Here is a 20,135-nt window from a genome sequence, read left to right as displayed (position 1 = left end):
AGTACAGGATGTGAAACCGATGTTTTTACCGGAAGGCAGCCAGGATGAAATGGGCACGGTTGTCAAAAACCGCGCAACCGTGTTTGAAATGTTCCGTCGCACGGCGGAGAAGCGGAATTATACGGAAATCTCGACACCGCTTGTTGAGTACGCGGATACGTTTACAAATGAAAAGGTTGGCATGAAGCTTCAAAATATGCTGAAATGGTTTGATGGCCGCGGCCAGATTGAAGTTTTGCGCCCGGACTGGACCACCTCCATCGCAAGGGCGCTTTCGCAAAAACCGTTCCGGGCGTGTAAATGGGCTTACCAGGGTTCAGTGTTCAGAATGGATACCCCCGGCCTTGAGAGCCGCCAGGTCGGGATCGAAATGGTGGACCTGCCGGAACTTTTAGGCGAAGGCGAATGCCTGTTTTTTGCCCATGACTTTTTTAACAGGCTTGGCGTTACCGGGGTGATGGTGGAGCTTGGTCACGCCGGTATTTTTGAGGAACTGGTCGCACGCCTGAACCTGGAAGACGGTCAGGTTGACCGGTTAAGGGGGGCCATGCACGATAAACGAAAAGATGAAGTATTCGAGATTGCAAGTTTAAGCGGCAATGCAAAAATTGCCGCGGAACTGGCGGGACTTGTGGATGCGTACGGCTCGTTCGAAATGATCCGGACATTTCAGGAAAGATGGAAAACGGAACCGGCACTTTCGGATATGCTTATTCATATCGAAAAGCTTGGCAAAATTTGCATGGCTGTCGGAATGGAAGACATCATGATTGACCTTGGCCGGGTGAAAAATCTGCCCTATTATACCGGCATTTTGTTCCGGGGATTTTTAAAACAAACCGGCGCTTCCTGCTTTTCTGGCGGGCGGTACGACATGCTGTACGAACAGTTTCACCGCCAAACAACAGCTGTCGGCATTGCTTTTGATGCCGATATGCTGGCAGAGGAACTGGCTCAGGAAGAAAAACCGGAAAAAATCTGCATCATTGCCGGGGAAGAAACGCTTGCGGAAGCAGAAAAGCTGCGAGCTGCATACGGCGGAAAAATCGTGGATATCCGTTTCGCGCCGCCTGCAGAAGGCGAATTCAATAAGGTTCTCAAGTTTAAAAACGTGAGCGGCCATTGGGAGGCGGAAGAAATTTGACGATCAGCATTGCCCTTACAAAAGGGAGAGTGGAAAAACAATTTTTGCAATATTTAAAGTCGCGCGGCTTTCATGTTGAACCGCTCGTTGAAAAAGGGAGAAAACTCCTCGTTGAAACGGATGCATTCACCTGCATTTTCGTAAAAGGCTTTGATGTTGCAACATATGTAGAGTACGGCATTTGCGATCTTGGCATTGTCGGGGAGGACATTTTGGCGGAAACGCATCCCGATGTTTTCGATTTAATGCCGCTTCCGTTCGGGAAATGCCGGTTTGCCCTTGCAGGTAAACCGGAGGCTGTCCGCCATCAGCGGAAACGCCGGATCGCAACCAAATACCCAAATGTGACCGAGCAATTTTTCCGCGAAAAAGGGGAATCTGTGGACATCGTGAAACTCGAAGGCTCCGTTGAACTCGCGCCGATCGTTGGCCTTGCTGATGCAATTGTCGACATCGTGGAAACGGGTAACACATTGAGAGAAAACGGGCTTACCGTCATAGAGGAGATTCAGCCGGTCACAGCGCGGCTGATCGCCAACCGGTCGGCGTTAAAAATAAAAAAGCAGGCAATCTGGCCGTTTATTGAAAAACTACAGGGAGAAGGGGTCGCAAAATGATACGGGAATACACAAAAGAAGCATTTGCCGAAACGTTTTTGCAATCGAAAAACAAGAGCGGCGTGCATGATGAAGGCGTGCTGCGCACCGCGAAGGAAGTGCTGGAAGACATTCGCTTAAATGGGGATGCCGCCGTGAAAAAATATACCGCCAAATTTGACGGGGAAGTGCCGGAATCGTGGGAAGTTTTACCGGAAGAACGCAAACAGGCATGGCACGAAGTCCCGCAAGATGTGATTTCCGCCTTGCAAAAAGCAGCGGAAAATATTCGCCGTTTCCACGCGAAACAGCTGCAAAACTCCCGGATCATGGAAATGAATGAAAACATCATTTCAGGCCAGCTGTTTCGGCCAGTGGAAAAAGCCGGGATTTATGTGCCGGGCGGGACTGCCTGCTATCCGTCATCCGTTCTCATGAACGCAATCCCAGCTGTCCTTGCCGGCGTGGAAGAAGTGATCATGGCGACACCGGCGAGAAACGGCACGAAAATTGCACCGGTTTTATCCGTAGCGGCCGATATTGCCGGTGTCGGGACCATTTACAAACTTGGCGGCATCCAGGCGATCGGGGCGCTTGCATACGGCACGGAAACGATTCCTAAAGTCGATAAAATTGTTGGCCCTGGGAACGCATATGTCGCTGCCGCCAAATCGCTCGTATATGGCACGGTCGGCATCGACATGATCGCAGGCCCGTCGGAAGTCGCCATCATTGCCGATGAAAATGCTAATCCAGTATATATAGCAGCCGATCTGATCGCCCAGGCCGAACACGACGAACGTGCAAGAACGTTTTTGTTCACCACCTCACAGAAACTGATCAATGAAACAAAGTCGGCACTTGAAAAACAGCTTGTTGTCCTCCCACGCCGCGACATCGGGGAAGTGTCCATCAAGATGCAAAGTGCAGCCGTGCTTGTTGAATCGATAGATGAAGCCTTTGCACTTTCGAACCGGCTTGCGCCAGAACATTTGGAAATCCAGGTGGAAAATCCGCTCTTGCAGCTCTCAAAAGTGAAAAATGCCGGCTCCGTTTTTCTCGGAGAAAACACGCCGGAAGCCATCGGCGATTATTACGGCGGCCCGAACCACATCCTGCCGACATCGGGAACGGCGCGGTTTTCTTCCGGTTTGTCTGTTGACGATTTTTATAAAAAAATTACGTATTTATATTATGGTGAAAAAGCTTTACAGCAAGCGGCGCCGGATGTGATGGCGATTGCTACGGAAGAGCAGCTCGCCGGGCATGCGCGGGCGGTCCAAAAACGGGTGAAAGGGTGAGTGCGTTGCGGAAAGCGGCAAAAAGCAGAAAAACAAATGAAACATGTATTGAGATTGCCGTCAATCTGGACGATCCGGCGGAAGTGAAAGTGGATACGGGTGTTGGATTTTTTGACCATATGCTCGAACTGTTCGCGCGGCACGGGCGCATCGGACTTGTTGTAAAAGCGGAAGGCGATTTGCATATTGACAGCCACCATACCGTCGAAGACACAGGGATTGTGCTCGGCCAGCTGGTACGTGAAGCGCTCGGCGATAAAAAAGGCATCACCCGTTACGGCTCCGCTTATGTCCCGATGGATGAAGCGCTCGGCTTTGTCGCCCTCGACATCAGCGGCCGGCCTTTCCTGCATTTTGAAGCGGAATTTGAAAACCCGAAACTCGGCAATTTTGACACAGAACTTGTGCGCGAATTTTTCCAGGCGTTTGCGTTCCAGGCGGCGGTTACTCTTCACGCCAGGGTGCTGTACGGCGAAAACACCCATCACAAAATCGAATCGCTGTTTAAGGCGTTGGGACGGGCGCTTCACCAGGCAGTGGAAGTTGACCCGGAAATCAAAGGCGTCAATTCGACAAAGGGGCTGATAGAATGATCGCAATTGTCGACTACGGCATGGGTAATATTGCAAGCGCCTCGAACGCTTTCCGTACGCTTGGGCTTGAGGTTGCCGTAACGGACGACCCGGAAAAACTCGCTGCCGCCACCCACATCATCCTGCCCGGCGTCGGTGCATTTAAAGCAGCAGTGGACGAAATTGAAAAGCGCGGGCTGCGGCCGGTTTTAACGGAGCTTGGGAAGAAAAAGCCGTTTCTCGGCATTTGCCTCGGGATGCAGCTGTTATTTGAAACAGGATTTGAAAATGGTGTTGCGGAAGGGCTCGGCTTTATTCCGGGGACGGTGGAACGGATTCAGACGAATGAAATTTTACCGCATATCGGCTGGAATACGCTCGATGTGAAACCGGGTTTTCCGGCTTTTGCGCCGTTTCAGCATCAACATGTGTATTTCGTTCACTCCTACCAGGCGAAAACAGAGGCGCCGTATATTGTGGCTTCAACCGATTACGGGGCGGAAATTCCGGCCATTGTCAAAAACGGGAATGTGTATGGGATGCAGTTTCATCCCGAAAAAAGCGGCAAAACCGGCATGGCACTGTTAAAAATATTTTTGCAGGAAAGCAGTTTGGAGGTACAGGCATGAGAATTATCCCGGCTATCGATTTAATTGGCGGAAAATGCGTAAGGCTTTACCAGGGGGATTTTAACCAAACGACAGAAGTGGCACCCGACCCGGTGGCACAGCTGGAACGCTTTATTGAAATGGGGGCGGAAATGGTCCATATTGTCGATTTGGACGGCGCAAAGACAGGCCGGCCGGCACAGTTTGAACTGATTGCCTCTTTATGCAAGACTGCCGCCGTTCCAGTCGAGGTAGGCGGCGGCATCCGCAATTTGGACACAGTCCATCAATATGCGGAAATAGGCGTTTCCCGGATTGTGCTCGGAACGGCCGCAATCGAAAACCGGGATTTTTTAAAAGCGGCGGTCGCCGAATATCCGGAGAAAATCGTCGCCGGCATTGATGCAAAAAACGGGAAAGTCGCGGCACACGGCTGGCTTGCTGTTACCGAAATGGATTACATCGGTTTTGCAAAAGAAATAGAAAGCCTGGGCGTTTCGCGCATCGTCTTTACCGATATATCGAGGGATGGCACGATGAAAGGCCCGAACCTTGATGCGTTAAAAGCGCTCATTGAAGCGGTCAGCTGTGACATCATTGCTTCCGGCGGCATCACAAGCGAACAAGACGTGAAAAACCTGGATGCAATCGGCGTCAAGGAAGGCATTGTTGGCAAAGCGATTTACGAAGGCAAAATCCGGCTCAAGGGGGCGGCACGATGATCGCAAAACGGATTATTCCGTGCCTCGATGTGAAAGACGGGCAGGTTGTAAAAGGAACAAATTTTGTCGGGCTCCGCAATGTCGGCGATCCCGTTGAGCTTGCAACATTTTATTCGGAAAGCGGCGCTGATGAACTGGTTTTTCTTGATATTACCGCAACCCACGAACAGCGCGATACGGTCATCAATATGGTGGAAAGGACAGCTGAAAATGTGTTTATCCCGTTTACGGTCGGCGGCGGCGTGCGGACGATTTTCGACGTGACCCGCCTGTTAAAGGCCGGCGCCGATAAAGTGTCGGTGAACTCGGCGGCGATCAAAAACCCGGACCTGATCCGAAAGGCGTCCGACCGGTTTGGTGCGCAGTGTGTCGTCGTGGCGATTGATGCCAAAAAAACTGCGGAGGGGAAATGGACTTGTGTCGTAAACGGTGGCCGCATCGATACCGGAATCGATGCGATTGAATGGGCGAAGGAAGCAGAACGGCTCGGTGCCGGGGAAATTTTACTGACGAGCGTTGATACCGACGGGGTAAAAGACGGCTTTGACCTGGCGCTGACAAAAGCGGTCGCCGGTGCCGTCAAAATTCCAGTGATCGCATCGGGCGGTTGTGGCAAACCGGAACATTTTGCCGAAGTGTTGAAAGAAACAGGCGCTTCTGCAGCCCTTGCCGCCTCCATTTTTCACGATGGCACGTTTACCATCCGGGAAGTAAAAGACATTTGCAGCAAAGAAGGGGTGAACATCCGTGAAGCTTGATTTTTCGAAAGGGCTGATTCCGGCCATTGTGGTCGACGATGCGACGGGGGATGTGCTCATGCTCGCTTATATGAATGAAGAAGCGTACGAAAAAACGCTTGAAACGAAAGAAACCTGGTTTTATTCCCGGTCCCGCGGCAGCCTTTGGCATAAAGGCGAAACGAGTGGAAACACGCAAAAAGTAAAATCGCTCCAGGTGGATTGTGATGCCGACACGCTTTTAATCCGTGTTGACCCGGAAGGCCCTGCCTGCCACACGGGGGAAAGGACATGCTTTTATACAAGGCTAGATGAAAAAGGGGAAGCGGTGGAAGCGGAAATTCCCTCCAACCGGCGCATCTTTGACGTGCTGGAAGAGGAGATGGAAAGCCGGAAAATCAAGCCGGTTGAAAATTCCTATACCAATTATTTGTTTGAGAAGGGCATCGATAAAATCGCAAAAAAATTTATTGAAGAAGCGGGCGAGGTCATCATCGCTGCCAAAAACAACAGCAAATCAGAACTCATTTACGAAACAGCGGATTTGTTGTTTCATACCTTTGTCCTTCTGTCTAATCAGAATGTCAAACTATCGGAAGTGGAAGCCGAACTGCAGGCCCGTTCTGCCAAAAAAGGCAACAGCAAAGGCGACCGGAAAAAAATCGAAAAATGGTAATGAAAAAAGGATGTCCGGATAAAGGACATCCTTTTTCCATTACTTGATGCCGGCACGGCAGGGTTATTTACAAACGCGGATGTAATAATACAGCGTCGTTCCGTCTTTCACTTTCGAGAGCACTTCATGCCCATGCCGTTTGCACGACGCCGGCACGTTAATAAAAGATTGCGGGCAGTCGGCGATCACTTCCAATATTTTCCCGTCTTCTAATTTTTCGATGGCCTCAAGCGTATAAAGCTCCGGATACGGGCATGATTCGCCACGGACATCCAGTGTTGCATCCACAGTAAAATTTTCCGCCATTTTTACCGCCTCCTGATTACGCAGACGTTTTCTTTTCGAATAACGTGCGTTTTGCGTTTATTTTTTTCGTATACCAATTTTCCCGCCATACGATAAGAAGATAAAGGGCCAGCAGAAAAGCGCCCGTACCGAAAAGCGCCCCGCCCCATCCGAATGACGTGACAATATTGACTTCCGGCCATCCTTTGACAAACACATCGAAAATGCCCCAATGATCCCATCCGTATGCCAGGAGGGTTGCCCCAACGATATTGCCGGCGCCGACTGCAAAAAATTGCACTTGCCCCTCTGTAATGCGGTACATCCACCCTGTTTCACAACCTCCGGCAATGACAATGCCAATGCCAAACAGGACGCCGCCGACAAGGGCACCCGGGCTTGCCCAGTGGATAACAGGGGCTTCGCCTTTAAATATGAAAATAGCGGTGCCTGCCGTCTGGATCGCCATTCCCACAATGATCGCTTTTCCGAGCGTGCCCCGCCCGGTCAGCCATAAATCCCTGAGCCCGGAAGTAAAGCAAATTTGGCCGCGCTGGATCAGTATCCCAAATGCCGCCCCGAACAGTGCGGCAAGCCCCAGCATTATTTTACCGGATATGAGATACCAGGCGGCAATCAGCGCGATAAAAAGCAAAACCAAAACAGCAGCATAAAGCTGGTAGTTCCCGTGTTGCGGATCCGGCTGTGTGCTTTTGGCAGCATGCCGGCTGAACGATATTTTTGGTTTTCCTTTAAAAATGGGCAATACGGCAAGTTTGACGCCAAAATAAGTACCGATCGCGGTGCCGGCAATAAAGAACCAGGCGTGGAGAGAAAATTGCGGCAGTCCCGTAAAAAACGCAGCCAAATTGCAGCCCATCGCAAGGCGCGTTCCGAATCCGGCAATGATGCCGCCAATGAAACCCCACACCCAGCGTCGTTTCAGGCGGGGAATCTTCCATTTGAAATGCTTGCTGGCAAGGGCACTGAACAAACTGCCAAGCAGCATGCCGATGACCAGCCATCCGTCTGTCCGGTCCTGCGGCTCTCCGATCAGTTTGATCGCTTTAAAATACGCCCAATCAGCCGTATCGACGCCGAACAGCTGAAGCAAATTCCCTCCCCAGCGGGTAAATTCGCCTGTGACGGCCCAGAGCGTTCCGGTCAGCCCAAAATAAAAAGCAGCAAACACGCCTGCCAACAGTAAGACAATAAAAGGATTCCAAAACCCGCTGAAGTACTTTTCATGGGCTTTTTCCAACCATATACGCATGCCTTTCCGGCCTCCTTCATGAAAAATCATACATTCCCTATTATAGCAGAGTTTTCCGTCGGCACATTGATAAAAGTAAAGGTTGTAAAGCGGTTTGCTTTTTCAAATCTGAAAATAATGGTAAAATAATGAAACATATCATGGGGAAAGGGGGGAGATGGCCCGGGGACGGCGTATACCTGGACCAGCGAAGCAACAAATGGGAAACAATCAAAAAAGCGGGGTGTTATACACCTTTTTTGCTTATTTTTTGTGGGGGCTTTTTCCGATTTACTGGAAAATGATTGAGCAGGTGCCTGCTATTGAAATTCTCGCACACCGCATTTTCTGGTCTTTTATTTTTATGATCATACTTTTAGCCTTTTTAAGGAAAATGGGTGATTTAAAAACGAGCATAAAAGAAGGGGTCCGCCACCCGCGCACGCCGCTTTTATTGCTTCTCGCGTCCGTGCTTGTGAGCGGGAACTGGTTTATCTACATATGGGCGGTCAACAACGGGCATGTCATTGAAACAAGTATGGGATATTACATCAACCCACTTGTCAGCATCCTGCTCGGGATGGTCTTTTTGAAAGAAAAACTGAACCGATGGCAATGTCTTGCTTTTCTGCTGGCAGCGTGCGGCGTCGCGATCCAGACGTTCAGCTACGGGCATATTCCCTGGATCGCCATCGGCCTTGCCCTCACATTTGGGTTTTACGGCCTTGTGAAAAAGAAAGTGGACATTGATGCTTTTATCGGCCTGACATTCGAAACATTCTTTGTGATGCCGGTTGCGCTCCTCTACTTACTGGTGATCCAGGTAAAAGGCACGGCATCTTTTGCAACGGTTTCACCGGGATTAACCGTATTGTTAATTGGCACAGGCGTTGTGACGGCAATCCCGCTCATTTGCTTTGCACAGGGGGCAAGAAGCATTTCCCTGACAATGATCGGCTTTTTCCAATACTTGACGCCGACGATGACGCTGATCATGGGCATTGCCTTTTTCAAGGAACCTTTTACGCATGTGCAGCTTTTGTCCTTTGCTTTTATCTGGCTGGCGCTTATCGTGTTTTCCGTTTCCGGTTTTTTGCCGAAGAAGAAATTCCATGTGGAAGAAGTTGCCTGAGGTTGCCATGCCGGAACGGGTTTACTGGAAAAGTTTTTAAATGCATACAAAAAAGCGGCGGGAACCCACCTGGTTTGTCCCGCCGCTTTTATATATGCGGCAACTTGTCTGCTAAAAAAGGTATTTTAACAAATGATCTTTTCGGCCGGCTTTTTTTTAACGGGAAATTTCAGGTATAATAGGGAAGATCGAAGTCACAAGGGAGATTGGTTTATGTCCAGGTTCCAGTTCCGCCCGGCAACGTTTAAAATGGTTTTTTTCATGTATTTGCTGGGCACGGTTATTTTTGCCATTTTGTATTTGCTGCCGGTTTCACACAAACAGCCGTTGCTGCCGGTAGATGCTTTTTTCCTGTCCGCAAGCGCCATTAGTGCAACAGGGCTGTCCACTGTTACCGTTGCGCAAGAACTTACAACGGCTGGAAAAATCATCCTGCTCATCCAGATGGAAATCGGCGGGATCGGCGTCATGGCCTTGGTCGGTGCGCTTTTAATTGCATTGCGGACGAACGCGCCTGTTCCGTCTCAAACATTGATGATTTTTGACCAGAACCAGAACAGCAGCCGTTCGATATCCAAACTGATGGCCTTTATTGTAAAATACACATTAATCGTCGAGACGGCAGGCTTTCTGCTGATTCTGCCGTCTGCACTACAGCACGGCAGCCATGCTTTTGCCGCTTTTTTTCTTTCGGTGTCGACATTTACAAACGCCGGCTTTGAAATTTCGGGAAACGGGCTTGATAATTTTAAAGGCGAACCGTTCGTGCTTGCCGTTTTAAGCTGTATGATCATTCTGGGCGTCCTCGGGTTTGCCGTCGTCATGGAGTTTTTGCAGTCGCGCCGGAAAAAGAAAAGCCTTTATTTCAAAGTAAATGTTTTGATGCACGGCATTTTGCTTTTGGTCGGCTTTCTTTTCTTCTTTTTTGTCGATTTTATACATATGCCGGGGCTTTCTTTTACAGAAAAAATTATCCAGTCCCTTTTCTTCAGTGCGGCGCCGAGAAGCGGGGGGCTGGCATCACTCGATTTGCACGTTTTTTCTTTCCCGTCTCTGCTGTTTATGATCATGCTCATGTTTATCGGCGGGTCGCCAAGCAGCTGCGCCGGCGGAATCCGGACGACCACATTCGCCGTCATTCTTGCCAAATTGTGGTCTGTCATCCGCGGTTCAAATGAGACGCATATGTTCAGAAAGACGCTGTTTGCCGAAGACGTAAACAAAGCCTTTCTCGTCTTTTTCGCTTTTCTTTTTTTGTTCTTTTTCTCTTTTTTTGTATTGTCTTTTACGGAAAAAGCAGCACCGTTTCCGCTTGCATTTGAAATTATGTCGGCGCTGTCGACATGCGGCTTTTCACTCGGGATCACGGCCGGCCTGACGGTGTTCGGCAAAATTTGGCTGGCTTTCCTTATGCTGATTGGCCGTCTCGGGGTGATTATTTTGATCTATACTTTTATGAATCAAAAAAAATCCACAATCAAATATGCAAAAGAATCCATTTTAATCGGTTAGGGGTGGGATTGTGAAACATTTAAAAGAAAGTTTTCTAGTGCTCGGGCTCGGCCGCTTCGGGTCAAGTGTGCTGAAAGAATTGGCGAGGCTCGGATACGATGTTGTCGGCGCCGATAAAAATGAAAAGGTACTTCAGGATGAGGAACTGCAGGACGCCGCATCGTACCTTGCAGAAGGCGATGTGACCAGCACCGCTTTTTTGGAAGAACTAAATGTGACCAATTTCGATGCGGTGGTCGTCAGCATGGGAGATGATTTTGAGTCCGCCATTTTAACGGTGCTTGCTTTAAAAGATCTTGGCTGTGAAACGGTTTATGCGAAGGCGAATGATCAAAAGCGGGGGAGAGGCTTGAAAGGGGCCGGTGCGACGGACGTGTTTTTTCCCGAAGAAGAAACGGGGCGCCGGGTTGCCTACCATATTGCAAACCCGGGCATTTTGCAGTATATCCGCCTGTCACCGTATTGCTCCGGCCTTGAGATGACAGTGCCGGAAGATTTTATCGGAAAGTCTCTGACAGAACTCGATTTCCGCAACAGGTATAAAGCCCTTGTTGTCATGGTCACTTCCCAGACTGAAGAAACACCGGTTGTCTCGCCGGCGCCGGATTATATTTTTCAGCCAGGGGACACCATTTTCACAGTCGGTGCGGAAAAAGATTTGGAAAGACTGCGCCGGAAATTTTACTAGAAAGGTGAGGTATTTTCCGGCTGCGTTGAATTGAACTGCAGGAGCTGCCGTTTTTCCGGCCTGGGGATTCCCATTCGGGGCGTCGGCACGGGAGCCGGAAAAACTTATCCGCCGGGGGATAAGTCTCCTGGCCCCTACTACATATTTTGCAGAAAAATCGTTGCGGTTAAATACCGCCTTGCGAGCATTTGAAAATAAGCCGTAAAAACGGAAAGGGTCGCGATGACGATGGTGTTGCGGATGGCTTCTTTTTTCGGGTCGTCCGGCGATATGTATTTCGATATCATCTCTTCCGCTTTTTCAGTAACCATACCTTCCATTGCCGAAATCATATGTTCATGTTTTTCGGCCGGGAACCGCCCGACTTCCCGCATGGAATTCAGCTCCTCGAAAAGCTGGGAATAAGTGGCATACAGCTGTACCGGATTAATCAAATCATCATGCTCATCTTCGGGGTCATTGACGATCAATTGCAACAGCTTACGGATGGAATCGAAATCGAGCGCCGTTTTCAAGTCTTCCACCAGAAACAGTAGCGCCATCTGGTCAATCGAATATTTTTTCCCTTTTTCCGGCGCCACGATCATTTCTTTAATATCGCGCTTTACCCAGTTTTGAATCGCGGTCAGTGTAAAATTTGTATTTTCAATCTGGCTTCCGAGCGCCACGATTTCATTTAACGAAAATCCGAAGTCATCCGTGTTCTTCTTCAGTATTTTTGTAAAGATGGGGGGCATTACAGCAGCTGCAAAGGGGTGATGCGGGTCTTTGCCACCGTTTTTCTTTGCCCATAAGCCTTGTAAAAACGTTGCAGGCGTCATGGGGCCTGCTCCCTTCAGCGCAAGTAGCAGATCTGCCATTTCCCTGCGTGTCATTTGGAATAGTTCCATTAACAGCACCTCCCAAACATTGGCATGCTACTTTTTATCGTAAGATTGATGGATGGAAAAGTCAATGATGATGATAAGACTCTTTGTATCCTTTCATCATCCAGCAATTCGTGATATTATATCTATGGGAAGACCTCTCTATAGATGTTTATTTTACGGTGTACATTTAGATAATAGAGTGTCTTCCCATTTTTTCTCCTCATCTGCCCCTTCGAGAAAAATTTTTACACATACGGCGTGACAAGATTTCTCCGGTGTCCCGGAATGCCAAGGATGCCTTATTCTTTCAGGTGAAACAATCCGCACTTTTAGGAAGAAAATTGCCCCCGCCCTGGTTTGAAAACGTTTAATGTCAGCATTTCAGGGGAAATAAAAACCGGGAATCGCAATCTTTTGTCAAAAAAGCTTGCATTTTGATTGATAAGTTCATATAATAAGTTCATAGGAACCTAGTATAAAAATAGAAAAGGGGAAATGAAGTTGAAGAAATTTTTTGCGCTGCTCCTGGCATTTACGTTTGCCTTTTCAGTTGTCGGGATTCACTTTTCAAACCCGGTTGATGCAAGGGGATACCGTTCTGTAAAACGGTCTTACCAGACGGTGCCAAAGACAACAACACCATCGTCAAAACAACAGTCCCATTACCAGTCGAAAACGAACCAAAATACAAATTCGGTTTCCGGCAATAAAGCCAATACAGCGTCGTCTTCATCGAGAGGCAGCTTTGTAAAGGGGATGCTGCTCGGCGGTCTTGGCGGCATGCTGTTCGGATCGATGTTCGGCCATCTCGGCGGTTTGGGAACGGCTTTGACGGCAATGGTCAATATTTTAATCTTTATTGCGCTGATTCTCATCGTCATCAAATTGTTCCAATCCGTATTCGGCAACAGGAAAAAAGATCGTGAGGCTTATGACAGATGGAAGAATTAAAACTGTCAGAGCAAGATTTGATTAACGCGGTTTGCACGTTTGTGGCAGATCAGCATTATGCTTATCCGGAAAATGTGATGGCGATGCTCACATACGATGATGATACCGGCTACGGCGCAGATGTCGAACTGAACGGTAAAGATCTCGAGCCGCTGACTGAGCCGAAACTGATTCAGGCCATCCGCAAATATTTAGAAGAAGAATACAGCATTGACCCGTTTGCCGTCAGTATCCGACTGGAAATTGAAGATCAAGATGGTATGGTGGCATACGTAGATTAAGAAACAGCCCGGCAAATGCCGGGCTGTTTTACACTATTTTGATACATATTTGTTTCGTCCTGCGCCGGCTCCTGCGGCAAGCATGAGGATGCCACAGATAATCATGACCACAACCGGCATATGCCAGTTATGCGCCCGGTCATACAACCAGCCGATCAAAAATGGGCCGGCTGCCGCCACGAGATAACCAGCAGACTGGCTCATGCCGGACAAATTGGCAGCTTCAGTGGCCGTTTTCGAACGGAGGCCGATAAACGCAAGCGCGAGGCTGATGCTGGCACCCTGGGCGATGCCGATCAAAATGATACAAATCCACATCCACAACATATGCCCGCCGTACAAAAGGCCTGTAAGCCCGCACAAATAAAAAATCGTAATCCCGAAAACAAGGGGAATCTGGTTTTTCATCCGCTCCGCCCAAATCGGCGTCATAAAAGTGGCGGGCAGGCTGACGAACTGCATGATTGACACCATCCAGCCGGCCGCTACGAGGCTTGCCCCATGGCTGACCATAATTTCCGCAAGCCAGGCGATGGTGCTGTAAAATAGAAACGACTGCAGGCCGAGAAAAAGCGTCACCTGCCAGGCGAGCGAAGACAGCCAGACCGATCTTCCGGGCGTTTCCTGATGGGTGGAAAACTTTACTTTGGCGTGCTCACGCAATTGCGGGATCCACACCAAAGCAGCCAGGATAGAGAGGATGCCCCAGACGAGCAGCCCCCATTTCCACCCGAGCCCCAGGCCGTTCACAATCGGGACGCTGACGCCGGAAGCGAGCGCGGCAAATCCGCCCATAACGGTTGTATAAATACTTGTCATCAACCCGAGTTTTGCAGGCACCCGGTGTTTAATGAGGCTTGGCAGCAGCACATTCCCGATGGCAATGCCTGTTCCGATAAAAGCCGTGCCGATATAAAGCATGGCGGCATTCCCGGCCGTACGCGCCAAAATGCCGATAAATAATATGACGATCCCAAGAAGCAATGTCAACTCCTGGCCAATCCGGCTTGCCAGTTTTGGCGCAAGCGGTGAAATCAGTGCGAAGGCAAGAAGCGGGAGCGTTGTAATAAATCCCGCTTGTGCATTTGACATATGAAGGCTGTGGCGGATCGTGCCGATTACGGGCCCGATGGAAGTGATTGCCGGCCTGAGGTTTGCTGCAATACAGATAACGCCTGCCACAAGCAGCCCGGATAATACTTTTTCTTTTTCTTTCTGATCACCCATCTTTTTCTAAACTCCTTTAAAACTTTCCTGATTTAAAAATGGACAGCAACAGCCATAAAAGCATCAATGTTGCGACACCAAATCCGATCTCAATGATCGGGTTTTTCCAGATCACCGTCGATTGGCCGCTGATGGACGTTCCGATCATCAGCCCGACCATCAGGATACTAAAGGCGAGCAGGACGATCGCGAAGGAAAGCCGGTTGCTGATCCTGTCAAGTTTTTCCAAAAATAAATGCAAATCCGGTATGACGACTTCCATCCTGAATTTGCCTTTCCGCATCGTTTTGGAAATATCGCGCAAATTTTTCGGAAGCTCAAGCAAAATTTCCGCCTGGTCCAAAAACGTTTTCCATCCTTTCTGTGCGACCCTGCCCGGCCGCAAACGGTCCCGAAGCAGCCTTTCCCCAAATGGGCGCGCAGCTTCGATCAGGCTGAATTCCGGGTCAAGCGATTCCACGACACCCTCCACCGTAATCAGCGATTTGCCGAGTATCGTCAGATCGGCAGGGAAGCGGATATGGTATTTGAACGCAAGATGGTATAAATCATTGATGGCTTCCCGCAAGCTTAACTGGCTGAGCGGCAGATCATAATATTTTTCGCGGAGAACTTCGACATCTTCCTTCAGCAGATGAAGATCGGTTTCTTCCGGAATTTCCGCAAGCGCATCGACCGACTTCATAATGGCATTCGTATCCGCCCGCATCAGCGCAATGACAAGTGAGGCGCAATGGTACTTGGTCTCTTCCGTAAGCCGGCCGACCATGCCAAAATCCATATAACAAATCACATCGCCGGGCAAAACGACAATGTTTCCCGGATGCGGATCGCCGTGAAAAAATCCCTCCACAAAAATCTGCTGCAGCATCGAATGGATCAGCCGTTCAGAAATGGCTTTTTTTCGGTATCCGGGGACTGTTTCACTGAAAAATTCGCTGATTTTCCTGCCCTTTATGTACTCCATGGTCAGGACTCTTTTTGTGGAAAAGTCCCAGTAAATTTTCGGAATCCGGATGTTTTCATCGCCTTCAAATTGTTTGGCGATCCGTTCCGCATTCCGGCCTTCATGGTAGTAATCTAGCTCGGACAACAGCGCCTGGGAAAATTCTTCGACAATGTCCCGCAATTGGTATGCCCTTGCCCATTCAAAACGGGACTCTAGGGAGAGGGACAGGCTTTCCAATATTTCAAGATCGGTTTCAATGACTGGGCGGATATTCGGGCGCTGGATTTTGATCGCAACCGGCTCTTCCGTATGCAATTTGGCTTTATGCACTTGTCCGATCGATGCGGTTGCGAGCGGCTCCGGATCGAATTCGGCAAAAAGCTCCTCAACGCCCGCTCCAAATTCGTCCCTGATAATCTTTTTTACTTCTTCAAACGGAAACGGCGTGGCCTTATCCTGTAATTTTTCCAGGTCAGCAATAATCGATTCCGGCAAAATATCACGGCGGGAGCTGGCAAGCTGCCCGAGTTTAATAAAGGTCGGGCCCAATTCCTCTAAAAACAGCCGGATCCTTTCCCCGGTGCTGCGGTGGGGGGTGCGGGGAGCCGCTTTTTTCGAGGGAAAAGGAAGTAAATCCGAAAGGCCCCAATCGCTGATTAAATAACCGAGGCCATTTTTAATCAGGGCGCCGGCAATTTCCTGGTATCTTTTTCCGTGCTTCATTTTTCTGGAAAGCAAGCAACCACCCCCGGTTTTGTTTTATGCAAAAAAACAGCCGGCCCCGGGCAAAAGGGCCAACCGGTTTACGGATTCAACCGTTCTTCAAGCTGCTGGATGCGAAGTTCCAGCGCCTTGATTTCATCTTTTGTCGCAACATTCATTTCAGAAAGGATCTCGTTGACCCGGTCTTTCAAGGCCTGATTCAGTTCTTGTTTGGATTGTTCCCCTTTTTCCAGCAGTTCATCAATCAATTGTGTGGATTCCGCTTTTGTCAGGTTGCCTTTTTCCACGAGGCGGTTGACTGCTTTTTCCACTTGTTCTTTGCTGAGCACCGCCATGCCGAGGCCAAGTGATAACAATTGGTTCACTTTATCGCGCATTCCAATTCCTTCCTTTCTCCTCTATCTTAATGTAATCATAGCCCAATCCGGCCGGAATCACAAACGGAAAGGTGTGAAAAAACGGCCAATGAACGGGCTATTTTTCCCAGTGGGAAGCAATAAACGTGTCACGGCCCGATTTCGTCCGGTCTTCGTGATAGGCATTCGGGTTTTTCTTGTAAAAATCCTGGTGGTAGTCTTCGGCAGGATAAAAAGGCTTCGCCGGCAAAATTTCAGTGACAATCGGCTTTTTGAATTTGCCGCTTTCTGCAAGCTGCTTTTTTGAAGCTTCCGCCAGCCGCTTTTGTTCTTCATTATGGTAAAAAATGGCTGCCCGGTAGTTGGAGCCGCGGTCCTGGAACTGGCCGCCGGCATCGGTCGGATCGATTTGCTGCCAAAAAATTTCGAGCAGTTTTTCGTACGGAAAAACTGCCGGATCATATGTAATTTGGACGGCTTCGTAATGGCCGGTCGTTCCGGTTTTTACTTGCTCATACGAAGGATTTTCAACCGTTCCCCCCGTGTACCCGGAAACGACTTTTTCAATGCCGTCCCACTGGTCGAAAGGTTTGACCATGCACCAAAAACAGCCGCCGGCAAAAGTTGCTTTCTGAAATTGTTCCGCCATTTCTTCTCCTCCAAAGGTGATACTTTTTCTAAATCGTAACATTTCCTGCGCATCACGACAAGAAAGAATGCCCGGTCTGCTGCGGAAAAATCAAAAAATTCCGGCTGTATTTGCCCGGTTTTGGATTTTAGAACATATCTTTTTTGTGTTGTCCACTAAAGTGCAAAAAATTTTTAAAAAAATGTGTTTAAAATTTGAACATTTTGTGAACATAAAGTAATATAATATACAAAAGGGAGGGGTTGTGAAATGAAGGAATTTAAGGGGTACTATCTGCTTGCAACCGCTGAGCTGATCATGAGTGTGGTTTTTCTTGCCATTCACTTCATTGTAAGCGCTCACACAACGGACTGGTCTTTGATTTTGTTTTGGGGTTTCCTGCTAGGAGGAATGATTACCTATGGGCTCGGAATGGCATACTTGATGATGCTTTGCGCGTCAGGGAAAGAATTGCCGCATGAATATCCGGAAGGCGATCCGTCATACAGAAAAGCTGGATAATCGTTCGCACAGCATGAACCCTGTATACACGGGGTTTCTTTTTTTGGTGGGGAAGTGGGCACCGATCCAATCGGATTTACGATGGCTGAAAAAATTTAAGTGGCGGGAAATGCGGCCTTTTTCATGCAAAAAAAACGATGCCGCAAAGGGCACCGTTAGTCTTCTTTTTGAACATTTGCCGCCTGCGGGCCGCGTGATCCTTCTTCCACATCAAACGATACTTTCTGGCCTTCTTCGAGCGTTTTATAGCCTTCACCCTGGATGGCTGAGAAATGGACAAACACGTCGTCTCCGCCTTCCCGTTCAATAAAACCATAGCCTTTTTCACTGTTAAACCATTTTACTGTACCATGTTCCACGTTTAATGCCTCCTAATTTTTAACCTTTCTTGCTTTTAATATATCCAGAATCCCGGGTTTTAAACGCCATTTCTCATTTGCAGGTAAAATTTGCGGCTTTTTTTGCTTTATCTTTATAAAAAAAACTTCAGTTTTTCGTGACAAAATCAATTGTGATCGCGACAGACATCGCTTCTGGCAACACATACAGAAGTAGTAATCCAACTTATATGTCCTGAAAATATGCGCCGGCCGGTTTTTACCCCCCGTTGGTGCCCGCATTCATCCCAGGCGTGGACTTCCATTTGGAAAAAAGCTTGGTACACTTTGCGGCATCAACATTGATATAATCGGGCAGCCGTTGTACACTTTTAAATAGCCGGATAGTGAAAACTTCATTGCAAAAGGAGCTGTACCCATTCATGATTGTTTCCGGACAAAAGGAACATCAACTCATAGAAGAAACTTTTAAAGATCAAATAGATCATCACACTGTGATCAGCAAAAAACTCGAACAGTCAGGCCAATTTATGGAAGCCGTCCGCAGTCTGATTGACTTATGCGGTGATGATCCGGACCGCGACGGATTGCAGGAAACGCCTTACCGGGTGCTGAAGGCATTTTTGGAATATACAGAAGGGTACCGGGAAGACCCGAAATTGCATTTGGCAAAAACATTTGATGTCGATCACGATCACAAGGAGCTTGTACTCGTAAAAGATATTGAATTTTATTCCATATGCGAGCACCACTTCGCGCCATTTTTCGGCGTCGCTCATGTCGCCTATTTTCCAAATGAAAAAATCACCGGCCTGTCGAAAATTGCGCGCATGGTCGACGGCTACGCCAGGCGTTTTCAAGTTCAGGAACGGCTGACAAAACAAATTGCGGATGCGGTGGAAGAAGTGCTTGAACCGCAGGGCACGATGGTGGTTTTAGAGGCCAAGCATATGTGCATGTGCGGGCGGGGCGTGAAAAAGTCGGATGCGTCCACGACAACGATGTCTTACCGCGGTATTTTTGAAGGGCGGGCGGATTTGCGCGCCGAATTTTTGTCCTTACTCAAATAGAAAAAAGGATGGTGCTTATGCTGGATGCGGACATATTGATCATCGGGGGCGGCCCTGCCGGCATTTCAGCAGCGATCTGGTGCAGCCGGCTTGGCATGGACCATCTGCTCGTTGAGGAACAGCAGATGCTTGGCGGGCAGCTCGGGCTGATCCATAATCGCATTATTGATTATCCCGGCCTGCAAGCGGAAAACGGGGAGGAAATGCGCCGCTATTTTGTTCGGCATGCCGAGTCGTTGCAATGCCGGTACCGGGTGAATACGCGTGCCGTAAAGATAGATGCCAAAAGAAAAGTTGCGGTGGCGGAAACAGGCGGGCTTAAGACCCAAATCGGTTTTCGCTACTTGATTTATGCTGCCGGTGCCGTCCGGAGAAAGCTCGGCGTGCCGGGGGAAAAAGAGATGTTCTCCCGCGGGGAAACTTATTCGGCTACGAAGGACAGTCATTTGTTTAAAGGGAAATCTGTTGCAGTTGTCGGCGGCGGCGACCGTGCTTTTGAGGGGGCTTGTTTGCTTGCCGAAGCAGGGGCGCACGTCTATCTTATTCACCGCTCGGAACGTTTCAGGGCCAGGCAGGCATATCTCAGTCGGGCCCAATCATATAGGAACATTCGGATTTTGCCGAATATGCGTGTGAAAACCATTATCGGGGAAAACCAAACCGAAGCGGTGGAACTCATCCATTCAAGCGGTGAATCCTGTTTTTTGCCGGTATCCGCAGTTTTCGTCCGGATTGGGATGGAACCGAACAGCGGTCTCGTTCAGGATGTTGCCGGGACGGATGCGGACGGGTACATTGTTTCGGACGGTTACGGGAAAACCGAATGTGAATGGCTGTATGCAATCGGAGACAACTGCCTTGGCCCGCTTTATTCCAGTATTGCAGGGGCGGCCGGGCAGGGGGCTGCTGCAGCAAAGCATATTGCCTCCCGTTTGGCGGGAGTACCCGCCCGGTAAAATAAACGATCTACCGGCTTCACGGCCCTGCGCACGCCGG

At 49.0% G+C, this 20,135-nt stretch carries 24 protein-coding genes; 16 read left to right on the top strand and 8 right to left on the bottom strand.

What is annotated here, in order from left to right; translation table 11 throughout:
* Positions 1-19 precede the first annotated feature (19 nt).
* The 8 genes from BCOA_RS33770 to hisIE are packed head-to-tail and all read left to right on the top strand — an operon-like array spanning position 20 to position 6,356.
* A complete protein-coding gene (locus BCOA_RS33770) occupies positions 20-1,144 on the top strand; it encodes an ATP phosphoribosyltransferase regulatory subunit (RefSeq protein WP_014098413.1) in 1,125 nt (374 codons plus the stop codon).
* Positions 1,141-1,761, top strand: coding sequence for an ATP phosphoribosyltransferase (gene hisG / locus BCOA_RS33765; protein ID WP_014098412.1), 621 nt, complete (start codon positions 1,141-1,143; stop codon positions 1,759-1,761). The genes BCOA_RS33770 and hisG overlap by 4 nt, the downstream gene beginning before the upstream one ends.
* Positions 1,758-3,041: a histidinol dehydrogenase gene (gene hisD, locus BCOA_RS33760; RefSeq protein ID WP_014098411.1), complete on the top strand. Its 1,284-nt coding sequence runs from the start codon at positions 1,758-1,760 to the stop codon at positions 3,039-3,041. Before hisG ends, hisD begins: the two co-directional genes overlap by 4 nt.
* A gap of 5 nt (positions 3,042-3,046) precedes the next feature.
* Entirely contained in the window at positions 3,047-3,634 is a 588-nt protein-coding gene (gene hisB / locus BCOA_RS33755) for an imidazoleglycerol-phosphate dehydratase HisB (protein ID WP_026683474.1), read from the top strand.
* Entirely contained in the window at positions 3,631-4,242 is a 612-nt protein-coding gene (gene hisH, locus BCOA_RS33750) for an imidazole glycerol phosphate synthase subunit HisH (protein ID WP_014098409.1), read from the top strand. Before hisB ends, hisH begins: the two co-directional genes overlap by 4 nt.
* Positions 4,239-4,943: a 1-(5-phosphoribosyl)-5-[(5-phosphoribosylamino)methylideneamino]imidazole-4-carboxamide isomerase gene (gene hisA, locus BCOA_RS33745; protein ID WP_014098408.1), complete on the top strand. Its 705-nt coding sequence runs from the start codon at positions 4,239-4,241 to the stop codon at positions 4,941-4,943. Before hisH ends, hisA begins: the two co-directional genes overlap by 4 nt.
* The gene (gene hisF / locus BCOA_RS33740; RefSeq protein WP_014098407.1) at positions 4,940-5,701 is read left to right on the top strand and encodes an imidazole glycerol phosphate synthase subunit HisF; all 762 of its coding nucleotides are present in this window, start codon (positions 4,940-4,942) and stop codon (positions 5,699-5,701) included. Before hisA ends, hisF begins: the two co-directional genes overlap by 4 nt.
* A complete protein-coding gene (hisIE, locus tag BCOA_RS33735) occupies positions 5,691-6,356 on the top strand; it encodes a bifunctional phosphoribosyl-AMP cyclohydrolase/phosphoribosyl-ATP diphosphatase HisIE (protein ID WP_014098406.1) in 666 nt (221 codons plus the stop codon). Before hisF ends, hisIE begins: the two co-directional genes overlap by 11 nt.
* A gap of 63 nt (positions 6,357-6,419) precedes the next feature.
* Here the strand turns inward: hisIE and yedF are convergent, their stop codons facing one another.
* A complete protein-coding gene (gene yedF / locus BCOA_RS33730) occupies positions 6,420-6,662 on the bottom strand; it encodes a sulfurtransferase-like selenium metabolism protein YedF (RefSeq protein ID WP_014098405.1) in 243 nt (80 codons plus the stop codon).
* A gap of 16 nt (positions 6,663-6,678) precedes the next feature.
* Entirely contained in the window at positions 6,679-7,914 is a 1,236-nt protein-coding gene (gene yedE, locus BCOA_RS33725; RefSeq protein WP_014098404.1) for a selenium metabolism membrane protein YedE/FdhT, read from the bottom strand.
* 157 nt (positions 7,915-8,071) lie between these two features.
* On the opposite strand from yedE, the gene rarD reads away from it, so the two are divergent.
* The 3 genes from rarD to BCOA_RS33710 all read left to right on the top strand — a co-directional run bounded on the left by rarD (position 8,072) and on the right by BCOA_RS33710 (position 11,225).
* Positions 8,072-9,025 carry an EamA family transporter RarD gene (gene rarD / locus BCOA_RS33720; RefSeq protein WP_014098403.1) on the top strand — a complete coding sequence of 318 codons (954 nt, stop codon included), beginning with the start codon at positions 8,072-8,074 and terminating at the stop codon, positions 9,023-9,025.
* Positions 9,026-9,238: 213 nt separating this feature from the next.
* Positions 9,239-10,537 (top strand): TrkH family potassium uptake protein, encoded by a 1,299-nt coding sequence (locus BCOA_RS33715; RefSeq protein WP_014098402.1) that lies wholly within the window; start codon positions 9,239-9,241, stop codon positions 10,535-10,537.
* A gap of 10 nt (positions 10,538-10,547) precedes the next feature.
* Positions 10,548-11,225, top strand: a complete 678-nt coding sequence (locus BCOA_RS33710; RefSeq protein WP_014098401.1) for a potassium channel family protein — start codon at positions 10,548-10,550, stop codon at positions 11,223-11,225.
* A 137-nt stretch (positions 11,226-11,362) separates the two neighbouring features.
* Here the strand turns inward: BCOA_RS33710 and BCOA_RS33705 are convergent, their stop codons facing one another.
* Complete coding sequence (locus BCOA_RS33705; RefSeq protein ID WP_014098400.1) at positions 11,363-12,115, bottom strand: DUF1836 domain-containing protein; 753 nt, start codon at positions 12,113-12,115, stop codon at positions 11,363-11,365.
* Positions 12,116-12,595: 480 nt separating this feature from the next.
* Here BCOA_RS33705 and BCOA_RS33700 point away from each other — a divergent pair, with 480 nt between their 5' ends.
* Together BCOA_RS33700 and BCOA_RS33695 are read left to right on the top strand one after the other, a co-directional pair.
* Entirely contained in the window at positions 12,596-13,045 is a 450-nt protein-coding gene (locus BCOA_RS33700) for a hypothetical protein (RefSeq protein WP_014098399.1), read from the top strand.
* Positions 13,033-13,326, top strand: a complete 294-nt coding sequence (locus tag BCOA_RS33695) for a YxcD family protein (protein ID WP_014098398.1) — start codon at positions 13,033-13,035, stop codon at positions 13,324-13,326. The genes BCOA_RS33700 and BCOA_RS33695 overlap by 13 nt, the downstream gene beginning before the upstream one ends.
* A gap of 33 nt (positions 13,327-13,359) precedes the next feature.
* Here BCOA_RS33695 and BCOA_RS33690 read toward each other — a convergent pair whose 3' ends face one another.
* From BCOA_RS33690 to msrA, 4 genes are all read right to left on the bottom strand, one after another.
* A complete protein-coding gene (locus tag BCOA_RS33690) occupies positions 13,360-14,553 on the bottom strand; it encodes a CynX/NimT family MFS transporter (RefSeq protein ID WP_014098397.1) in 1,194 nt (397 codons plus the stop codon).
* A 16-nt stretch (positions 14,554-14,569) separates the two neighbouring features.
* The gene (locus BCOA_RS33685) at positions 14,570-16,240 is read right to left on the bottom strand and encodes an ABC1 kinase family protein (protein WP_014098396.1); all 1,671 of its coding nucleotides are present in this window, start codon (positions 16,238-16,240) and stop codon (positions 14,570-14,572) included.
* 65 nt (positions 16,241-16,305) lie between these two features.
* On the bottom strand, positions 16,306-16,602 hold the full coding sequence (locus BCOA_RS33680; RefSeq protein ID WP_014098395.1) for a phasin family protein: 297 nt from the start codon (positions 16,600-16,602) through the stop codon (positions 16,306-16,308).
* Positions 16,603-16,699: 97 nt separating this feature from the next.
* Entirely contained in the window at positions 16,700-17,230 is a 531-nt protein-coding gene (gene msrA, locus BCOA_RS33675) for a peptide-methionine (S)-S-oxide reductase MsrA (protein WP_014098394.1), read from the bottom strand.
* A 249-nt stretch (positions 17,231-17,479) separates the two neighbouring features.
* Between msrA and BCOA_RS33670 the strand changes: the two genes are divergently transcribed.
* On the top strand, positions 17,480-17,731 hold the full coding sequence (locus BCOA_RS33670) for a hypothetical protein (RefSeq protein ID WP_014098393.1): 252 nt from the start codon (positions 17,480-17,482) through the stop codon (positions 17,729-17,731).
* A gap of 155 nt (positions 17,732-17,886) precedes the next feature.
* Here the strand turns inward: BCOA_RS33670 and BCOA_RS33665 are convergent, their stop codons facing one another.
* Complete coding sequence (locus tag BCOA_RS33665) at positions 17,887-18,090, bottom strand: cold-shock protein (protein WP_013859272.1); 204 nt, start codon at positions 18,088-18,090, stop codon at positions 17,887-17,889.
* Between the two features lie 401 nt (positions 18,091-18,491).
* Here BCOA_RS33665 and folE point away from each other — a divergent pair, with 401 nt between their 5' ends.
* Both folE and BCOA_RS33655 read left to right on the top strand, forming a co-directional pair.
* Positions 18,492-19,139, top strand: coding sequence for a GTP cyclohydrolase I FolE (folE, locus tag BCOA_RS33660; protein WP_014098392.1), 648 nt, complete (start codon positions 18,492-18,494; stop codon positions 19,137-19,139).
* Between the two features lie 17 nt (positions 19,140-19,156).
* Positions 19,157-20,095 (top strand): NAD(P)/FAD-dependent oxidoreductase, encoded by a 939-nt coding sequence (locus BCOA_RS33655; RefSeq protein ID WP_014098391.1) that lies wholly within the window; start codon positions 19,157-19,159, stop codon positions 20,093-20,095.
* Positions 20,096-20,135 lie beyond the last annotated feature (40 nt).

It is taken from the genome of Heyndrickxia coagulans 36D1, assembly GCF_000169195.2.
Lineage (GTDB): Bacteria > Bacillota > Bacilli > Bacillales > Bacillaceae_C > Weizmannia > Weizmannia faecalis.
The sequence above is the reverse complement of the archived record's forward strand: the minus strand, read 5'-3'. Positions and strand labels throughout refer to the sequence as shown.

Excerpts from the sequence above, each read along its gene's own strand:
- BCOA_RS33770 (WP_014098413.1), top strand. The coding sequence starts at position 20 with ATGTTTTTACCGGAAGGCAGCCAGGATGAAATGGGCACGGTTGTCAAA.
- hisD (WP_014098411.1), top strand. The coding sequence starts at position 1,758 with ATGATACGGGAATACACAAAAGAAGCATTTGCCGAAACGTTTTTGCAA.
- hisH (WP_014098409.1), top strand. The coding sequence starts at position 3,631 with ATGATCGCAATTGTCGACTACGGCATGGGTAATATTGCAAGCGCCTCG.
- hisA (WP_014098408.1), top strand. The coding sequence starts at position 4,239 with ATGAGAATTATCCCGGCTATCGATTTAATTGGCGGAAAATGCGTAAGG.
- hisF (WP_014098407.1), top strand. The coding sequence starts at position 4,940 with ATGATCGCAAAACGGATTATTCCGTGCCTCGATGTGAAAGACGGGCAG.
- yedF (WP_014098405.1), bottom strand. The coding sequence starts at position 6,662 with ATGGCGGAAAATTTTACTGTGGATGCAACACTGGATGTCCGTGGCGAA.
- yedE (WP_014098404.1), bottom strand. The coding sequence starts at position 7,914 with ATGCGTATATGGTTGGAAAAAGCCCATGAAAAGTACTTCAGCGGGTTT.
- rarD (WP_014098403.1), top strand. The coding sequence starts at position 8,072 with ATGGCCCGGGGACGGCGTATACCTGGACCAGCGAAGCAACAAATGGGA.
- BCOA_RS33715 (WP_014098402.1), top strand. The coding sequence starts at position 9,239 with ATGTCCAGGTTCCAGTTCCGCCCGGCAACGTTTAAAATGGTTTTTTTC.
- BCOA_RS33705 (WP_014098400.1), bottom strand. The coding sequence starts at position 12,115 with ATGGAACTATTCCAAATGACACGCAGGGAAATGGCAGATCTGCTACTT.
- BCOA_RS33695 (WP_014098398.1), top strand. The coding sequence starts at position 13,033 with ATGGAAGAATTAAAACTGTCAGAGCAAGATTTGATTAACGCGGTTTGC.
- BCOA_RS33690 (WP_014098397.1), bottom strand. The coding sequence starts at position 14,553 with ATGGGTGATCAGAAAGAAAAAGAAAAAGTATTATCCGGGCTGCTTGTG.
- BCOA_RS33680 (WP_014098395.1), bottom strand. The coding sequence starts at position 16,602 with ATGCGCGATAAAGTGAACCAATTGTTATCACTTGGCCTCGGCATGGCG.
- msrA (WP_014098394.1), bottom strand. The coding sequence starts at position 17,230 with ATGGCGGAACAATTTCAGAAAGCAACTTTTGCCGGCGGCTGTTTTTGG.
- BCOA_RS33670 (WP_014098393.1), top strand. The coding sequence starts at position 17,480 with ATGAAGGAATTTAAGGGGTACTATCTGCTTGCAACCGCTGAGCTGATC.
- folE (WP_014098392.1), top strand. The coding sequence starts at position 18,492 with ATGATTGTTTCCGGACAAAAGGAACATCAACTCATAGAAGAAACTTTT.
- BCOA_RS33655 (WP_014098391.1), top strand. The coding sequence starts at position 19,157 with ATGCTGGATGCGGACATATTGATCATCGGGGGCGGCCCTGCCGGCATT.